The organism is Photobacterium damselae (assembly GCF_003026815.1).
Classification (GTDB): Bacteria; Pseudomonadota; Gammaproteobacteria; order Enterobacterales; family Vibrionaceae; genus Photobacterium; species Photobacterium damselae.
In genome coordinates, this window is the sequence record NZ_PYOG01000036.1 from 1 (window position 1) to 18,704 (window position 18,704).

At 38.4% G+C, this 18,704-nt stretch carries 14 protein-coding genes; 6 read left to right on the forward strand and 8 right to left on the reverse strand.

Annotated features, from left to right (window positions below; all coding sequences use genetic code 11):
• Nucleotides 1-425 precede the first annotated feature (425 nt).
• On the reverse strand, nucleotides 426-2,630 hold the full coding sequence (locus CTN07_RS19785) for a putative bifunctional diguanylate cyclase/phosphodiesterase (RefSeq protein WP_005304031.1): 2,205 nt from the start codon (nucleotides 2,628-2,630) through the stop codon (nucleotides 426-428).
• 473 nt (nucleotides 2,631-3,103) lie between these two features.
• Entirely contained in the window at nucleotides 3,104-5,929 is a 2,826-nt protein-coding gene (locus tag CTN07_RS19790; protein ID WP_005304029.1) for an FAD-binding and (Fe-S)-binding domain-containing protein, read from the reverse strand.
• 160 nt (nucleotides 5,930-6,089) lie between these two features.
• On the opposite strand from CTN07_RS19790, the gene CTN07_RS19795 reads away from it, so the two are divergent.
• The 3 genes from CTN07_RS19795 (at nucleotide 6,090) to CTN07_RS19805 (ending at nucleotide 8,504) form a co-directional block, all read left to right on the forward strand.
• A complete protein-coding gene (locus CTN07_RS19795) occupies nucleotides 6,090-6,992 on the forward strand; it encodes a LysR family transcriptional regulator (RefSeq protein WP_005304026.1) in 903 nt (300 codons plus the stop codon).
• A 96-nt stretch (nucleotides 6,993-7,088) separates the two neighbouring features.
• Nucleotides 7,089-7,655 (forward strand): type II secretion system protein, encoded by a 567-nt coding sequence (locus CTN07_RS23285; RefSeq protein WP_036765381.1) that lies wholly within the window; start codon nucleotides 7,089-7,091, stop codon nucleotides 7,653-7,655.
• A gap of 462 nt (nucleotides 7,656-8,117) precedes the next feature.
• The gene (locus tag CTN07_RS19805) at nucleotides 8,118-8,504 is read left to right on the forward strand and encodes a hypothetical protein (protein WP_036765380.1); all 387 of its coding nucleotides are present in this window, start codon (nucleotides 8,118-8,120) and stop codon (nucleotides 8,502-8,504) included.
• A gap of 71 nt (nucleotides 8,505-8,575) precedes the next feature.
• Here CTN07_RS19805 and CTN07_RS19810 read toward each other — a convergent pair whose 3' ends face one another.
• A complete protein-coding gene (locus CTN07_RS19810; protein WP_005304021.1) occupies nucleotides 8,576-10,393 on the reverse strand; it encodes an amidohydrolase in 1,818 nt (605 codons plus the stop codon).
• 277 nt (nucleotides 10,394-10,670) lie between these two features.
• Between CTN07_RS19810 and CTN07_RS19815 the strand changes: the two genes are divergently transcribed.
• From CTN07_RS19815 to uhpT, 3 genes are all read left to right on the forward strand, one after another.
• Complete coding sequence (locus tag CTN07_RS19815) at nucleotides 10,671-11,015, forward strand: ArsR/SmtB family transcription factor (RefSeq protein WP_036765378.1); 345 nt, start codon at nucleotides 10,671-10,673, stop codon at nucleotides 11,013-11,015.
• Nucleotides 11,016-11,153: 138 nt separating this feature from the next.
• Nucleotides 11,154-12,227 (forward strand): ACR3 family arsenite efflux transporter, encoded by a 1,074-nt coding sequence (gene arsB, locus CTN07_RS19820; RefSeq protein WP_005304018.1) that lies wholly within the window; start codon nucleotides 11,154-11,156, stop codon nucleotides 12,225-12,227.
• A 312-nt stretch (nucleotides 12,228-12,539) separates the two neighbouring features.
• A complete protein-coding gene (gene uhpT / locus CTN07_RS19825) occupies nucleotides 12,540-13,940 on the forward strand; it encodes a hexose-6-phosphate:phosphate antiporter UhpT (RefSeq protein WP_036765377.1) in 1,401 nt (466 codons plus the stop codon).
• 71 nt (nucleotides 13,941-14,011) lie between these two features.
• On the opposite strand, the gene CTN07_RS19830 is transcribed toward uhpT, so the two are convergent.
• From CTN07_RS19830 to CTN07_RS19850, 5 genes are read right to left on the reverse strand one after another with little or no spacing between them, the layout of a single operon-like run.
• On the reverse strand, nucleotides 14,012-14,608 hold the full coding sequence (locus tag CTN07_RS19830; protein WP_005304012.1) for an ATP-binding cassette domain-containing protein: 597 nt from the start codon (nucleotides 14,606-14,608) through the stop codon (nucleotides 14,012-14,014).
• On the reverse strand, nucleotides 14,601-15,296 hold the full coding sequence (locus CTN07_RS19835) for an ATP-binding cassette domain-containing protein (RefSeq protein WP_005304009.1): 696 nt from the start codon (nucleotides 15,294-15,296) through the stop codon (nucleotides 14,601-14,603). Before CTN07_RS19835 ends, CTN07_RS19830 begins: the two co-directional genes overlap by 8 nt.
• The gene (locus CTN07_RS19840; protein ID WP_005304007.1) at nucleotides 15,283-16,080 is read right to left on the reverse strand and encodes an ABC transporter permease; all 798 of its coding nucleotides are present in this window, start codon (nucleotides 16,078-16,080) and stop codon (nucleotides 15,283-15,285) included. Before CTN07_RS19840 ends, CTN07_RS19835 begins: the two co-directional genes overlap by 14 nt.
• The gene (locus CTN07_RS19845; RefSeq protein ID WP_050787806.1) at nucleotides 16,077-17,030 is read right to left on the reverse strand and encodes an ABC transporter permease; all 954 of its coding nucleotides are present in this window, start codon (nucleotides 17,028-17,030) and stop codon (nucleotides 16,077-16,079) included. The genes CTN07_RS19840 and CTN07_RS19845 overlap by 4 nt, the downstream gene beginning before the upstream one ends.
• Nucleotides 17,030-18,604: an ABC transporter substrate-binding protein gene (locus tag CTN07_RS19850; protein WP_005304002.1), complete on the reverse strand. Its 1,575-nt coding sequence runs from the start codon at nucleotides 18,602-18,604 to the stop codon at nucleotides 17,030-17,032. Before CTN07_RS19850 ends, CTN07_RS19845 begins: the two co-directional genes overlap by 1 nt.
• Nucleotides 18,605-18,704: the final 100 nt, after the last annotated feature.

Below are 18,704 nucleotides of genomic sequence, written 5' to 3' on the forward strand. Positions count from 1 at the left end.
TGCCGCTTCTAATTTAAATTCAGCACTAAATAATCGTCTTGTTCGTTTTGTCATGATGTCACCTATTCATGTTAAGAGGTGATGATATCACCTCTGAGTAGGTGGCCAAATTTAATGTACCACTACAAGCATTACTTCACTTTCTCTAATTATACTACGCAATATTTCTTAGTTTTCTGAAATTGAGCCCGATACATATCATCTTAGTTAGATATCATTTGAAAAGATTTCAGATTGATAAGAAACACCAAATCGTCAAATTTTTGACGATATGAATAATCATGTGTTTTTTATTTGATGCATGTTCGCAAGGAATATTGGAAATTTAACAAAAACATGACATAAATTAATGTAGAATTAATCTTATTTTAGAGAAGAGATCACAATAAAATAAATTGACTACATCCATGTAGATCAAAATATCTTCAGCAATTTGTTTTCAGCCAATATCGAGCAAATTGATCATTGGCTAGAGGTTTAGTATATAAGTAACCTTGGGCAAAATCGCACCCCATTTCACTTAATAGCGCTTCTTGCTGTTTATCTTCAACCCCCTCAGCAACGAGCTGGAGGCATAAGCTTTTTGCTACAGCGATAATAGCAGTCACAATCTTTCGATTAGCATCATCAATTAATAATTCATTAATAAAACTTCTATCAATCTTTAGCTTATTAACAGAAAAATGTTTTAGCTTACTCAAAGAAGAATAACCTGTACCAAAATCGTCAATAGAAACTGTAAAACCAGCTTTAGCCAATTGATTAATATCATCTTCGGCTAAATGAGGACAAACAACAACCGCTGACTCTGTAATCTCAATATCTAACAAATAAGGAGAAATACCTTCTTCTTCAACTAACTGAATAATACGCTGCGCACAGGATTCTTGGCCTATCTCTTGAGCAGATATATTAATGGATAGGCGCCCATTCAATACATAACCTTGATTTTGCCACGACAACATTTGACGACAAGTATGGCGAATCACCCAATTACTGATTTCACTAACTAAATGCCGTTCTTCAGCCAAAGGGATAAACTCAGCAGGCGAAATCCAGCCAAGATCATCATCAAACCAACGGAGCAATACTTCAGCGCCTACACATTGCTGACTATTTAAATCAATGAAAGGTTGAAAGTTAAGTGCGAGTTTATCTTGGCGGATGGCTGATAATAATTTTCTGGCTAATGTTATTTTACGATTTAACGCTAATTCCATCTCTGGTAGATATAAACAAAAACCATTTCCTTGAGCTTTGGCTCGATACATCGCAATATCGGCCTGCTTTAATAACGTACTAACACTGGGGCCTTGCTTTTCACATACGGTAATGCCGATACTTGCCCCAACCGAAATATTTTGGCCTTTCAGTGGAATGGGTTGAGAAATCGTTTGATGCAATTTATAAGCTATTGTTTGAGCTTGTTCTGCATCAGTATCGGGAGCAATAACAACAAACTCATCCCCACCAAGACGGGCTAATGTGTGGTGAGACTCTAAAATTGAGCGTATTGTTTGCCCTATCGTTTGTAATAAACAATCCCCATGGTCATGACCTTGAGTATCATTGATCTCTTTAAAATGGTCTAAATCAATAAACATTAACGATAATGGTAACTGACTGGATCCAGCATCATCATTGAGTAACTTCTTTAAACGCTTTAGAAAAAGAGCTCGGTTTGGTAACCCAGTCAATGAGTCATAATAAGCAAGCTTTTCAACTTGGTTTCGGGTCGCTTTTGTTTCAGTAATGTCTTTTTTTATCGCCATGTAATGAGTAACAGAACCATCACCATTCTCTTGGCGTATTGGCGTTATACGTGCAAATTCAACATATTCTGAGCCGCAACTTTTTCGGTTAATAAACTCCCCTTGCCATCGCTCTCCACTGCGTAATGTTTTCCATAAATCTCGATAAGTATCCCGAGTTGTCTTACCTGATTGCAGTACACGAGGATTTTTACCTAAAACATCTTGAGCTTTATATCCAGTCGAGCGCTCAAACTCATCGTTCACATACTCGATATTGCCACGAAGATCCGTAATAACGATGGTTTCAGAACATTGATTAATCGCTAAGGATAACTTATCCCAAGTAATGGAAGGGCTTTGATTAACAGAAGTACTTTTCAATGTGTACAGCAGTACAAAATAAGACATCAATGAATAGATAGCTTCCATCTCAACTTGATGAAACGCATTTAAATTTGATGCACAAATTGAAAAATATCCGATAATTCGATCAGTATTTATAATAGGAAATAGAGCTATAGATTTTGTACTTAAAGGAAAGACACTAAGATCATCTTGGCTATTTGGATCTAACGTCATAATGAAAGGTTTTCTCTGACATTGAGAAAAATCCATGGAAAAATGTTTAAATACAAGAGATACAGGCAATGAAAAATCGTTACTATAATTGCCAGAACGGGTTAAATTAACAAATTGTCCCGTCACATCTTCGAATAAATCAAAAGATGCACCACAGATATTTTCTTCTTTTATTACGCTATCACACACTGCTTTGCAATATGCAACTAATGACATCTTACTTAAATCGCTTCGATTAAACTCAGAGAGTAAACGAGTTGACCAATGAGTAAAACCCATCTTACTGATTAATGTCATTAACCATCCTTAAACGTAATTAACATATTTAAAAACATTAATAAAATCAAACATATAATAAGAAGTTTCAATATGCCGAATTTAAAATTCTACCACAATTATTAAATTCCAGAAATTCTGTAGCTTAATAAATACTTTCTTGCTGATATTACAATGTCGAGATTTTGACACAGAGGTACGAATTGTCAATGTAAGAAACTCTAATGATTATAAGTTTATATTAACAACAGGCAGAAGATGCCAATAAGGAATAATCAACCAGAATTAACACCTATTACATAGAGATACATAGCTAAATTATCGTTTCAATTTTAATTCTATCAATAACAGAAAGAACTTAAATTTTATTTAATATAAAATTCATTAAAAACCTGGTGATACCAACTAATGAATATGAATAAGCGAGAATATGTTCAACAAATAAATAATTAAAAGGAAAGACAAATATAGCCTTTCCTTTAAAATAATAGATATTAATTACTTACCTTATCAATTAAATACAATATTGAACGATATTCAATACCACTATGCTCCGATAAGCCAATCTCACATGTCCGACTATTTGAATATCCCTCACTACAGTTTACAGGTACCTGAACTTTTAATGATGAGAGCGCAGATGCGTTTAGCTCTGGTGTTGTGAAACCTTTATCACCAGCAAAGCCGCAACAGGTTACATCTTCAGGAATAATCACCGTCTCTGCGCATTGTTTTGTCACTTGCTCCATAACCCCAGCTAAGCCTTTGCGTCGTGAAGTACAAGTGATATGAAGCATCACAGGCTCTTTTTGTGGAGTAATGGTTAGTCGAGGTAAGACAAAATCTGCAACAAATTTGAACGGTTCATAAATAGTCAGTTCACTGCTCATTACATCTTTACTAAGACTCGCACAAGGACTGGTATCCATTAATATCGGTAACGTACCTTGCTGTGAGACATGAAGTAATGCTTGCTCTAGTTGGTAAGCTTTATCTTTTGCTGTGTCAACATAACCTTTACTTTTGTAGGGCATACCACAACATAGATTATTTAGCTCATCAGGTAATATGACTTGAAACCCCGCTTTTTCAAGTAGTGAGACTGTAATATCCATCAAACTACGCTCATCACTAGCTCCTCGTTCAGTGCCCATATTTCGTGTTGAGCAACTCGGGAAATACACAACTTTCTCTTTTTCGATGGAAAATATAGTTGGTGGTAACATTTTATGAGCAGGCATCGGCATGTGAGAAGTCCACAACGGCACTCTCTGTCCTGATAAGGTTCTTACCCGTTGCATCATACTGGACATATTTTTGGTCCCTAATACCTTATGAAGACCATCAGCCGCAGCCAGACCTAATTTAGCACCGCGTGTTACTGCCGCGAAATGTTCTCCTGTCCATTTCGCAATCGATTTTGCTTTTTCACTGTGATTCTGACGCAGTTTACGGACAAGATCTCCTGTATTGATCCCAACAGGACAACGGTCAGCACAAAGCCCTGTTGCCGCACAAGTATCTAATCCTAAGTACTGATAAGCCTGCTCCATTTGATGCAGTCTTTCTGGCGATTCGTTGGTTTTACGTAAACGACAAATTTCACGGTAAACCACATTACGTTGACGAGGGGTAAGCGACAGATTTCGAGATGGACACGCAGGCTCACAAAAGCCACACTCAATACAACGATCAATTAGCTCGTCTGCAGCTGGCATCTGTTTTAAATGACGAATATGCGACTGGTGATCAGAATTAATAATCACCCCAGGGTTTAGCACACCATGAGTATCAAATATACGCTTGATACTCTGCATAAGCTGAAGGCCATCGCTACCCCATTCAAGCTCGATATAAGGTGCCATGTTACGTCCTGTACCATGCTCAGCTTTTAAAGAACCTTGATATTCAACCGCAACCAATTGAGCCACAGCTTCCATAAAATCAGCATATCGTTGAATCTCAGCTTCACTATCAAAAGCCTGATTAAAAACGAAATGCAGATTACCCGCTAAAGCATGACCATAAATAATCGCTTCATGGTAACCAAACTGAATAAATAATTGCTGCAATTGACGAACCGCAGGAGCGAGCTTTTCAATAGGAAATGCAACATCCTCAATAATAGCGGTTGTACCTACCTCTCGCACTGCGCCAACAGCAGGAAAAACCCCTTTACGGATTGCCCATAATTGATCACAAAGGGCTTTATCTTGGCTAAATTCAATCTGCGCTATCGTTTTGAAAGAAGCGATAATCTGAGTTAACACAGCAATCTGCTCGTTTAAATCTTCACGATGTAAACCATGAACTTCAATCAATAATGCCGCCGCTTCGGTATTACCATCAGCTTGCAACTTTGCAATAAACTCAGGCATACCAGGTTGATCGGCAACCGATGCTAATGAACGATTATCAAGTAACTCTACCGCTGCAACCGATGTTTTTGCCAACTCACTAACAGCTAAACACGTTGATTCAATATTATCAAAAACATACAAGCCCGATGCTTTAAACTGATGGTCAATTACAGTGTTATAAATAATATCGGCAATAAACCCCAATGTTCCTTCTGAGCCAATCATAAGGTGCTGTAAAATCTCAATGGGATCATCAAAATCAATCAGCGAATTAATACTATATCCTGTGGTATTTTTTAAACGATATTTATGACGAATTTTATCACTAAGAGATCGATTTTCTTTGCATGATGCTGCAAGCTGTTTTAGCTCCAATAACAAATCATTATGACTCTGTTTAAAAGCTTCAACACTATGTTTATCAAGAGTATTGAGCAATGTTCCATCAACAAAAACAATCGTCATCCCAGCTAAGGTTTGATAACTATTTTGAGCCGTACCACAACACATACCAGAGGCATTATTGGCTGCTATACCTCCAATTTTACAAGTATTAATAGAGGCGGGATCAGGACCTATTTTACGTCCGTAAGGTAATAAGTATCGGTTAGCATCGGCTCCAATAATGCCAGGCTGCAACCAGATTTGCTCACCATTATTAAGAATCTTATGATGACGCCAATTGGTTGTAAGCGTAATTAATACCGAGTCTGAAATGGCTTGCCCTGAAAGGCTGGTGCCCGCAGCTCGAAATGTGACTGGAATGTGTAAACGATAGCACTGTTTTACCGTGAAAATGACTTCATCTAGAGAATCCAGTTGCAAAACAATTTTAGGAATCAGCCGATAAAAACTGGCATCAGTTCCATAGGCAAACGTTAGAGTAGGATCGGTAATAATTCTTGTACTTTCGATATGCTGATTAAGAATCTCTAATAATTCTTGGTAAGATGTGTCCATCATTGCTCCATTGCTTTTTTATTATTATTTCTATTGCTAAAGATATATAAACTTCATCACATAGATATATACCTAAGTAACTTATTAATATTCTATATGTGCATTTTTAGTTAATATATATCGGTTAATTCACAAAACTGTTGCAAAAAGTTGATCAATAATGCGCACTTCAGACGATTTAATCTTGTTTTACCACCTGATAGAACACGGGTCATTTAGTAAAGCCGCTGAACAAGCTGGCATAACGAAATCTGTTATAAGCAAAAGAATCAGTAAATTAGAGGCTGATCTTGGTGTGCAATTGATATATAGAACGACTCGAAAATTAACTCCAACAGAAGCGGGTATTATTTTTTATTCTCATGCCAGAGATGTGTACCACTCGGTTCAAAATGCTATGAATGCGATGAGTGGGTTAGGGGAAAGTATCTCAGGGACGATAAAAATCACTGTGCCAACTATTTCTGGAGAAATGATATTACCTCAAGCGATTTCTGAATTTTCGCAACAATATCCAGATATAAAAATCGAAATGGATTTAGATAATCGTTTTGTTGATATAATAGATAAAGGATTTGACCTTGCTATTCGTACAAGAGCTCTACCTGATTCAAGCTTAATTGCGCGAAAACTCATTAATGCGCACTGGATTATCTGTGTCTCTCCTGCTTATTTGCGTAAATATGGCCTTCCTCAACACACATCTGAACTCACGAGCCATAATTGTTTAGGATACAGTTACCAAGAAACAGGGGCTAGCGAATGGCTAATCAATGACAATCAGGGCATTCATACTATGACAGTCAAAGGTAATTTCACTACAAATAATGCCTCAGCCCTTCGTCAAGCAGCACTGCTAGGTCAGGGAATCATTTATGTACCTAAAATATTGGTATCAGCAGATCTTGCTAATGGTGATTTACAAGAAATTTTCTCAGGACAAGCAGCCAAACATTTGGGCATATATGCTGTATACCCCTATACAAAACAACAAGCTATAAAAATAAAGCTCTTCATTGAACATCTTCATAAATGCTATCAACAGCATAAGAACCTATTTTAGCAAGCAAATAAAGTATTTCTAGACACAATGGATATCCCTAAGCAATAAAATACACTAAAATATATTCATTCTGATTATTATTAGTTCTCATTTATTATGAAAAAGATGGTGGGTTTTACCCTAATTGAATTGGTTGTGGTGATTGTTATCTTAGGGATTTTAGCAGTCACTGCTGCACCAAAATTCTTAGGTCTACAAGTCGATGCCCGAAATGCTGCTCTGAAGGGACTAGAAGGGTCATTGAAATCAGCTCTTGGTGTTGGCTATGCGAAGATGGTCATCTTAGGGGCTGAAAATTCGGCATATGCAACAAACAGAACTACGGATGGTGGGAGCGGTATGTTTTCCCTTGATATGTCTTCTATTGGATGTCCTGTGGATGATGATGATATCTTTTGTGTTTTTAAATATGGCTATGCGAGTGAATTAAACACTTTCAAACAGTTAGTACAAAATATTTCTCAGCCAACAGAAAACAAAAGTGATTGGGTAACTTTTTATGGAAAAGGTGGAATTATTTTCACCAATAAAAATAATGCGACCACCACAGGAACGGGGCAAAATCAAAAAAGTAGTTTGAAGCAAGAACAATGTTATCTATTGTATAACCCACCACAAGAAGCAGGTGAAATGTACAGTATGACATATTACCCTTGTAAATAGCCGCTAATCTATACGTTATTCTGGCAACTTACCTGTACACATAGCACCAAATCAATAGCATTACATACTATTGCAAAGATTCCCCACTTATTTATCATACAAATATCTTTTAAGTCTGATAAATAGTTAAGGAGTAATCAATGGCTAAAGGTGATATGAGTACAGGTAAAGGCAAACGTCGTCATCATTCATACGGTAACACTCGTCTAACCGAAAAGAATTACAAAAAGCATCATACTATGTAACTGGTTGTAATTTCTGCTCTCGCTAATAAAACATCAGTACTAAGCCCAGATGTTATGTTTCTTGGTATCTGGACTTAGTATTTCGCATCTAAAGCGCACAAAATTAGCATTCGATAAAAACAAAAATATTAAATGCTATTTTCATATTCAACCGAAGCTATATTATTTACTTATAGGCGTTAACCTATCACTTCTATTCCTTTTTTAGGTTGATTTTATGAAAAAGATCAGATATCCATTTGATTTACACGGGCATATCTCTGTACGATTTAAAAAAAATATTACTCCAGTTTTTTTAGAGACATGTGATAATAATAGTGCAGACATATCTATTGATGACTTTGTTGTTAAAGCATTTGGTTACGATGCAGAATCACGTTTGTTACAGGTTTCATTACAAAAAGCAATTAATGCAACTGATGTTACTGAGTGTGATAGTGTTATGACGGGAGAAGAATTAGAAAACAATGTGATCAAATTAGATTTAATATATTGCTTATACAGCGCAGCAATTATTAGCTCGCATATTTCTTATCCATTGGACGATAGTTCATTCATCAAATCGATCACGGTATCTAAGCCATTGACACTACAACTAAATTAATCTCAATAAGCTTGATTTAGGATGAATCAAGCCTATTAAGATCATATCAATTACACTCCAATTTAAATCAATTAGTTTAAATTAGTATTCTCGCGCTGATACACAACAGCATTATCATTGATTGTGGTTTGAACTCGTATATTTTCAATATTTAGTGGATCAATCTTTAACGGATTCTCCGATAACACGACAAAGTCAGCCTCTTTTCCAACTTCAATCGAACCTTTTCTGTCTTCTTCAAAATGTTGGTAAGCGGGCCAAATGGTCATGGCTTTTAACGCCACCAGTGGAGATACTCGCTCAGTAGGGCCAATAATATCACCTGAACGTGAGCGACGATTCACGGTTGCAGACAATACTCGCATCGAATCAGGTAATGCGACAGGTGCGTCATGGTGAGAAGAAAACTTCATTCCTTGCTGATAAACCGAATTGGTTGGCGAGATAAATTCTGCTCGTTCTGGACCTAATACTGAGTCTCGATGCCAATCACCCCAATAATACGTATGCATAGGAAATAGTGATGGGAAAATATCAAGCTGCTTTAAGCGCACAATTTGATCTTCACGCAATGTTTGACCATGAATCAAAACTGGACGACGATCTTTTTTCCCATATTTGGCTTCAGCTTGTTTCACTGCGGCAATAAAGACATCAATCGCAGCATCACCATTGGCATGAGCTAAAATCTGCCAATTATTTTTATAAGCTTGCTCAACATATTCAAAGGTTTTTGCATTACTTACTGCCGGATAGCCTACATAAGCTTCATTTTGACCTTTAGGTGGGACATGATATGGCTGAGTCAACCAAGCAGTTTTTCCTTGCGGAGAACCATCGATGGTCAACTTTGCTCCTCCAATACGGAAATTATCCGTGTAGTCTTTACTCAAATAAGGACCTGAAATGGTTTCAGAAGCAATGACTATATCAGGATACACCACAACATCGATGGGGTTACTACCACGAGCAGATACGGCTTCCATCACTGGCATAATATTAGGGAATGCTCGACCTTCTTGTCCTGTGGTATAGCCATATTGTGAATAAAGCTCCATCCCGGCCATAAATAACTTTTCGTTATCTTGATCGGTTAGGTTCTCAAGCATCTTTCCAAGTACTAAATAGAAAGCATTTTCTTCTAATGTTCCATTGGGTTCATTAGTGCCCGGTTTACGAACAAATACACCACCTTCAGGATCGACGGTTTCAGCATTAATCCCAGCAAGTTCAAGAGCCTTGGTATTTACTGCGGCCAAGTGGCCCGACTGGTGAATCGCAATAACAGGTAATTCAGTCGAAACCTTATCAAGATCCTCTGCAGTTGGATGTCGTTGCTCTGCTAATTGTGAATTATCATAACCAAATCCAACAATCCACCCAACTTTATCGGTACGCTCTGGATGTTCTTTATGCCATTGATCTAAGGTAGTAATTAAAGAGTCAATATCTTTGATCTCACCATCAGGCGGAGCTAATAAATTGGCAGATAGCGCCTGCATACCCACATTAAAAACATGACCATGAGCATCAACAAAGCCAGGGATCAGTGTCTGCCTATTCAGATCAAAGAACTCTGTATTAGCATCTTTAAGTTTTAGAATATCTTGCTTATTACCAACAGCTATAATTTTACCGTCTTTAGCGGCAACCGCTTCAACCTGAGGTTGTTTATCGTTGATCGTGACAATATCACCATTCACATAAATCGTGTCGGCAAAAACCGCTGACTCATCTGGCTCATGCTGTTTTTCAGCTTCAGTTTGAGTTACCGCTTGAGGTTTTGACTCTTTAACCGCTGTATTCTTCGTTTGATCACAGCCAGAAAGACTTAATATAGAGAATAGAGCGATGGAAAGCGTAGAGAGCTTTAATGGAGTCCCTTTCATGTATTATCCTTAATAATGAAGACGATACTTATTGCATATTGTGACAATCTTAGCATTAAAGACTGAAAATACTAAAAAAAGTCAGGTCATCAAAAATTTTTTGCGAGTACCTCCTCACTTTTTACCTTCATGATTTCTAGATAATTTCAGCATATACAGTAAAGAATATCTCTTCATTTTCTTCTCCGTACTCCTTCAGCTTTAGCCACAATACTTGCATAAGATTAGATGACCGCTTACAATAATCGTCATTAGACGATGAACGATAAATAAGACCATGACAGATCCTTGTAATCGACATTCCTGTAAAGAGTTAACCGCAACAGAAGATCAATTGGCTAAAGAACAAGACTTTGCGTTCCAAGCTAAGGCACTAGCGCATCCAGCTCGTGTTCGAATCCTGAGTATTTTATTAGAACTGCATAGCTTAAACGGCTGCCTAAACAGTGACCTTGTATCGGAACTGGGGCTAGCACAATCGACGGTATCTGAGCACTTACGTATATTAAAACAGGCGGGGTTTATTATTGCAGAACCAAATCCCCCTAAAGTCTGTTATCGCATCAATCTAACGCAAGTTGAACAATTTAAGCGTTTATTTTCAGCTCTGTTTAATCAATAAGATAATTAAATATACTCAAGAAGCGAGGTTACTTGGGTATATATAACGAAGTGGATTTTGCCAGTCCACTTTTATCTATCATCCAATTTTTCAATTTAATTAATCGCAATTCGACGATAAACGAATAAGGTTTTAACTATGAGTACACAGCCGCTTCCCACTTCGACAGAAGCATCAGCTCCAGTAAAAATGAGTTTTCTTGACCGCTATCTTACTGTATGGATCTTTGCTGCTATGGCAACTGGCGTTCTTATTGGTGCAGTATTTCCACAAGTTAGCCATTGGAACGAAGCCATGTCAGTTGGAAATACCAATATTCCCTTAGCTATTGGCCTTATTTTAATGATGTACCCGCCTCTTGCTAAAGTTGACTACAGTCTGCTAAAAAGTGTCACCAAAGATCGTCAAGCAATGACACTGTCTTTAGTGATGAACTGGATTGTTGGGCCAATCTTAATGTTTGTACTCGCTCTAACCTTTTTAGGTGATCACCCAGGTTACATGGTGGGCATCATTCTCATTGGTTTAGCTCGATGTATTGCAATGGTGCTTGTTTGGAATGATATTGGTGGTGGTAATAAAGAGTATGGTGCCACTTTAGTTGCATTAAACAGTGCGTTTCAGATCATTACATACAGCTTTATGGCTTGGTTATTTATTTCAGTACTGCCGCCATACTTTGGATATCAGGGATTTGCTATCGACATTTCAATGCTTGATATTGCACATAGTGTTTTGATCTATTTAGGTGTTCCTTTTGTCGCAGGTTTTTTAAGCCGTAAATATTTAGTCAAATTCAAAGGGCAAGATTGGTATAACCAAGTATTTATTCCGAAAATTTCACCGATTACGCTTATTGCCTTACTTGGAACTATCATTTTAATGTTTAGCCTAAAAGGTGAAATGATCCTTGAACTGCCAATGGATGTAGTGCGTATTGCAATCCCTCTTGCTATTTACTTTGTGGTTATGTTTTTCGTGAGCTTCTTTATTGGGAAAAAAATGGGGATCAGCTACGACAAAAATGCTTCTATCGCTTTTACTGCGACAGGTAATAATTTTGAACTCGCTATTGCTGTTTCTATTGCTGTATTTGGTCTTAACTCAGATCAAGCATTCGCAGGTGTTATTGGCCCCTTGATTGAAGTTCCAGTACTCATTGGCTTGGTTAACCTAGCTTTAAGAATGAAGCAAAAATACAACTTAAAGTAATCAATTAGTTTAATATAAAATACTCCCAGCTTTACAGGTATACCTTAAAGCTGGGACTGCATTAGACTTGCCCTTTCATTACGAAAATCTAACGATAAATGATTTTTGCCCACCATTTCGCTCCATATTCGTAATCATAAATTGTGATCCAATCGATACTTTTCTTCCTATTAAGCCAAATCTAAGAAATTTTCCTAGTTTCATTTCTACGACAAAAGGGTATGTTTCGTTCGCATAATTGTTGTACCACGAGTATGAAACTGGAATTTGTTGCTCGTCCTACAACAAGTAATAGATCCCAAAGGAGAACTTATGGAACTGTCCATACTCAAACAAGTGCGTAAGCCAACACTTGATCTGCCTGTTTCTGAACGTAAAAAAATGTGGTTTGGCCCATTTATCCGTTCTTACCTTGTAGTTTTTGTTAGCTACATGGTGATGTACTTTATTCGTAAAAACTTCAATATTGCTCAGAACGACCTAATTTCTGATTATGGTATGACCATGACTCAGCTAGGTACTATCGGTTTAGGTTTTTCTATTACTTATGGTATTGGTAAAACTGCACTGAACTACTGGTGTGACGGCAAAAACTCGAAAAACATTCTGCCTCTAGGTCTTCTTCTATCGGGTTTCTGTATGTTGGGCTTCGGTCTTGTAATGGGTCCTTCAATGGGTTCGTTCTACATGATGATCGGCCTATATGCGCTATCAGGTCTATTCCAAAGTGTGGGTGGTTCAAACTCTTATTCAACCATCACTAAGTGGACCAGTAAGAAAAACCGCGGTACGTTCCTAGGTATGTGGAACATTTCCCACAACATTGGTGGTGCAGGTGCTGCTGGTGTAGCTCTATTTGGTGCAAACTACTTCTTTGATGGTAACGTTGCAGGTATGTTTATCGTACCAGCAATTATTGCAATCGTTGTTGCGTTCATCGGTTTCTTTATGGGTAGTGATAGCCCAGAAGCTTACGGCCTAGGTACAGCCGAAGAACTGTTTGAAGAGCCTGTATCAGAAGAAGATAAAGCAGTTAGCGAAAACAAGATGAGCAAACTGGAAATCTTCAAGAAATACGTTCTATTTAACAAAGTAATCTGGTTATTGTGCTTTGCTAACGTATTCCTATACGTTGTTCGTATCGGTATCGACCAATGGTCAACAGTGTACGGTTACGAAGTTCTTGGCTTTGATAAAGAGACCGCTATTTCTGGCTTTACCATGTTTGAAACAGGTGCCTTAATCGGTACATGTTTATGGGGCTTCTTCTCTGACCTTATTAATGGTCGCCGTGGTCTAGTTGCTTGTGTTGCTCTATTAGGTGTAATCGCAACACTTGGTTTCTACCAGCATGCAGATACTATCTTTGCTTATCAAGCATCACTATTTGCACTTGGTTTCTTGGTATTTGGTCCACAACTTCTAATTGGTGTGGCAGCGGTTGGCTTCGTTCCTAAACAAGGTATTGCGGTAGCTGATGGTATTAAAGGTACATTTGCTTACCTTATCGGTGATAGCTTCGCGAAACTAGGTCTTGGTCTTATTGCCGACGGTACTCCAATCTTCGGTCAAACAGGCTGGTCTGGTACTTTCGTTGCTCTAGATACTGCGGCAATCATCTGTTGTTCAATTATGGCTGTTGTAGCCATCTTAGAAGAACGTAAGATTCACCGTGAGAAAAAAGAAAAGAAGCTAGCTGAAGCTAACGCATAACTTTCTTTTTTAAGATCAAACAAAAATGCCCCGATAGATTATTATCGGGGCATTTTTTATAGCTAAATATTTTACGACCAAACAATAATTCTATCGCACAGTTTCCTTAGCAAAGCCTCTTGGTGAGAGATAATCAATAATCCAATATTACGAGCTTTAACTTCTTGCATAACCGTCTGCCACAACTGTTGCTGAGTAATGCTATCTAGCTGAGCGGTGATTTCATCACAAATCAGAAATTGAGTGGAAGGTACCATGGCTCGTAAGATATTAATTCTCTGTAATTCGCCACCCGATAACTGCCTAGGGTAACGTTCCAGCCATGCTGCGTGAATCTGATAATCGACTAGAAAAGAAATAGTATCTTGCTTTCTATACGCTTCTTTAAGCGATTGAGCGATTGTCCAATGTGGATCAAAGGTTTTTTCTGGATGCTGCTCAATCCATTGCACAGGATTTGCTTGACCTTTGAGATGTAATGGCACGTTTAACTCGCCAGCATCCAGTTTTTGATAACCAGCAAGTACAGATGCTAAGGTAGATTTTCCACAGCCACTCTCACCACAAATACCAATAATATCACCTCGGTTTAATACTAAATCAGGCAAAATTATCTCGCGGCTATCAAGCTTAATGACCCCATTTTGCAAATAGATACTTTCAGTCACAACATGACTCCCAGTGTTGCGGTAACGCTTGCCATAGTTGACAAGTATACGACTGACATTGACCCGTTAATATGGCTGAAGGTGTCGTATTATCAACCTGTAGACCTTTGTTAAGAACCACGATGCGATCAACATAATTGACGAGCAGCTCTAAGTCATGACTGATTACAATAACGCCTTTATGATTTTGCTGACGTAAACATTGATACAACAGCACCGCATTATCATGATCAAGGCCACAAGCAGGTTCATCAGCTAATAAGTATGGCGTATCTTGAATCAGAGCTAAACACGTCAGAATACGTTTTAGCATTCCTCCAGATAGTTGATATGGATACTGTTCTTTAATACTTAAATCCAATTTTAGTTGTTTTAAGTAACGATCGATATCACCTTGATGACCAGCAAATAAATGTAACTGCTTACCTATGGTTAAATTTGGATTAAGTACACCACTGTGCTGAGCAATTAACGCAGTTTGTTTGGGAGCTTCATCCATAAACTCAATGGAACCAGTATGATCAAAACTGCTTGGTAGCGTTCCCTGAATAGCTTGAAATAGAATACTTTTCCCACTACCACTAGCACCAATTAAACCAACCAGTTCTCCTTTATCCACCGACAAATTGAAATTATCAAGCAGTACCTGTTCTGATGATTTTATCGATAAATTCTTAATCGTTAGCATAATGTGTTACCTGCTGGGTCATTGCCCTACCCGCTTTTGCCAGAATTAAAACAATCAAGATGAGAAGAACCCCAGGTAATAAGCCAAGCCACCAATACCCAAGCATTAAATAGCGATTGGATTCAGAAAGCATTCCCCCCAAAGTGGGTTGAGACGGTTCTAATCCAAATCCGAGAAAAGTCAGCGCTGCAATATGCATTAATATGTGAGGAAACAATAAAATCAGCCCAATAACCCATTGCGCACTGATATAGGGAAAGCCATGTTTACAAAGTGCCATAAAACGAGATGAACCAAATTGTTCTGCATGCAATACGTAACGACTGCGACCAATGGTTTTCATCTCTTGCAAAAGTAGCTGAGTTAAGCGCGGCCAGTGGCTCAGAGTAACGGCCCAAATAATGGCATTTGCATCCGAGCCAAAACACAAAGTAAGCAGTATCAAAAGTAAAATATGGGGTAAAGCCAGAAAAGTATCTATCGCCCAACGCACCGTTTGATATAAACCGTGTGAGCTATTTCCTAACACCGCCAAAAACAGAGCAAAAAGCCCGGTGAATAGCGCCGAGCTTAAGCCAACTCGCACACTGCATGCTAGCGCTTGGACACTTCTTAAAAAGACATCTCGTCCCAACCAATCAGTTCCAAACCAATACGTTAATGATGGCGACTGTAGACGCTCAGTTAAGTGCAAATCAATACTAGGAATAAAGTAAGGTACAATGATCGCCCCGGCCATTAAACCCAATATCAACCCAATTAATTTGATCCATTGCAGCTTCATAATAAATTAGCTCTGCAGCTGGGCATCAATCGATACTGTAAAAAACATGCAAGCAAATTCCCCATTAACACCAGTCCAGCAGCAAAGCAGGTTAATGCAGCTAATAAGGCGACATCACTAGCCAAACAAGCTTGCAAGAAAACATGCCCTAACCCAGGGTAGTTAAAAACCGTTTCAATCATAACCGATCCACTGATCAACTCAGCAAGAGAGGTGAGTTGCAGTAATAGCGCAGGGGTAAAGCTATTAGGGAAAATGTAAAATCGAACTAAATGGGCAAAGGGCAGTTGGTGGGCCTTAGCGTACTGAATATAATCACTTTGTAATACCGCAACGGTTTTCTCTCTGGTATGGAGATAAATATTGGGTATAGAAGTAAATACCAAGGTCACCAAGGGTAACACTAAGCTTAGACTAACTATGTTTGAGCCCTCTTCAAGACGAGCCAAAGGTAGCCATTGTAACTTAATGGCGAATAACGATAAAAAAACCAGCCCTAACCAAAAGCTTGGAATACTACTAACACACCAAGCGATTCGACATAACCATTTATCCACAACTGAGTCTTGATAATAGGCACTTACAACGCCAAAACTGTAGCCTAATATCAAAATCAGTAACCAACTTACCCCCATTAATATTAAAGAGTGAGGTAAATAATGACCAATCACGTCACTAACGGATTGTTGATATAAGTTTGAATACCCGCCGCCATGAAGCAGAACGTCTTCCCCCCAGATAAGAAGACGTTCAAAGTACCCTTGATTAGCGCCAAGATGCTCTGCAATTAATTGCTTTTGCTCAACGGAGACCGAAGCAACGTTCCCGCCAAGAAATTGATTAACAGGATCTAATGGAGAGAACTTGATAATAATAAAAACCAGAGCAATCACAGCACCAAATTGGGCCATGCTATGAAGCAGAGTTTGTTTCCACCAGCATTGGTTCATTACTGACACGTCCAGCGCCATTGCTCAATATTTTCAGTAATAGGCCAACCGTGTCCATGAGGCTCAGTGATCGGCTGACCAAGATCTAAACACGTTGATGCTGCATAAAGATGTTGAAGGTTAACCAACCATGTCCATGGCTGATCTTTCACAATTTGTTTTTCAGCAGCAAGCCAAAATGGTAGAGATGCCTGCCATGACGTTGCCTGTAACGCTTTATCAATATCGTTATCAACCACTGAATTTTTATACTGACCAGAATTATAGAAATCAACGGCAGCATAATCGGAATGATACAAATAGCGAACTTCATTAGCAGAATGGCTACCAAACCCCATTAATACAGGGTTTTCAAGCATCTTACCAGCAATCGTATCCCAATCAGACCCTTTTACTGACATTGAAATCCCCAACGGCTTGACCATCTGAGCAACGGTTAATGCCAACTGCTCTCGTACACTGTCACCAGCTTTATAATATAAGGTCATTACAGCAGGAACACCCTCTTTTTCTCGAAGGCCAGAATTAGCGTTCACCTTCCACCCAGCTTTATCTAGCAAGGATTGAGCTGCTGCTATTGCGAAGGAGTTATCAAGAGGCTGTTTTCTATCTGCAGCGGGTAATCCCCAAGGCATATTATCAGCAACAGAGTAGGCCGGACGGGCAAATCCATCCATAACTGTATCGACGATAAGTTGTTTATCAATCACCATATCAACTGCTTCACGAATAGCTAAAGAGGAAGAGACCCGATTGCCCTTCTCAGTTTTTGATGGTTGATTCATTGGCCATACAACACCACGGTTATCGACACTAGGAACTTGCCATAAGCGATAATCGACCGGAAGTACTTTAGCAAACTGTTGCGGAATGGCCGCTAACTGAACTTGCTTGGTTTTAAGTAAGCCATAGCGAGTTTCTTCACTAGCAAACACCAACACTAGGTGTTCAAATTGAGGTTGCTTACCATAATAAAATGGATTTTTTTCTAGTCGAGCAAACTGCCCTTGTTGCCAAGATTGAAGAATATAAGGACCAGAACCGACAGGATGACGCCCATAGCCATTTGTATATTCTTTAGTATCAGTAACATATTCTTTTTCAGGGACAATACCAATAGCCGAAAAGTGATCAAGAAAAGTGATATTAGGCTTGGTTAAATGAAATTCAATATGGGTTGGGTCAAGAACCGTGATCGATTCTAAATCTGTCAAATCATGACTGCTTAACGCTTGTTTAGCCTGATTAAATGTAAAAGCGACATCTTTTGCTGCTAGAGGTTGTCCGTTAGAAAATTTAACGTCATTTCGTAGCTCAACCGACCATGTTTTTCTATCATGTGAAAGCGTCCAGACCTTAGCTAAATCCCCTACAAATTCAAGCTGTTGATTTCGTTTTAATAATGTAGATTGGAATAGCGGATTACCGTATTTCCCCCACCCCATTATAGGATCGAACCCTGCGGTAGGTTCGTCACCTAAAGCAACATACAAGGTATCTGGTACTTGTGCATGAACTGAAATAGAGACCGATAAGGATAGCGAAAGAAAACAAGATGTTAATATTTTTTGCATAAATAATGTTCACTATTATTAGAGAGCAAATACACTATTCGTAATCCATTTTTTCTGCAACTTAAATTTCAAATAGCATTACATTATAGATAATATTTAA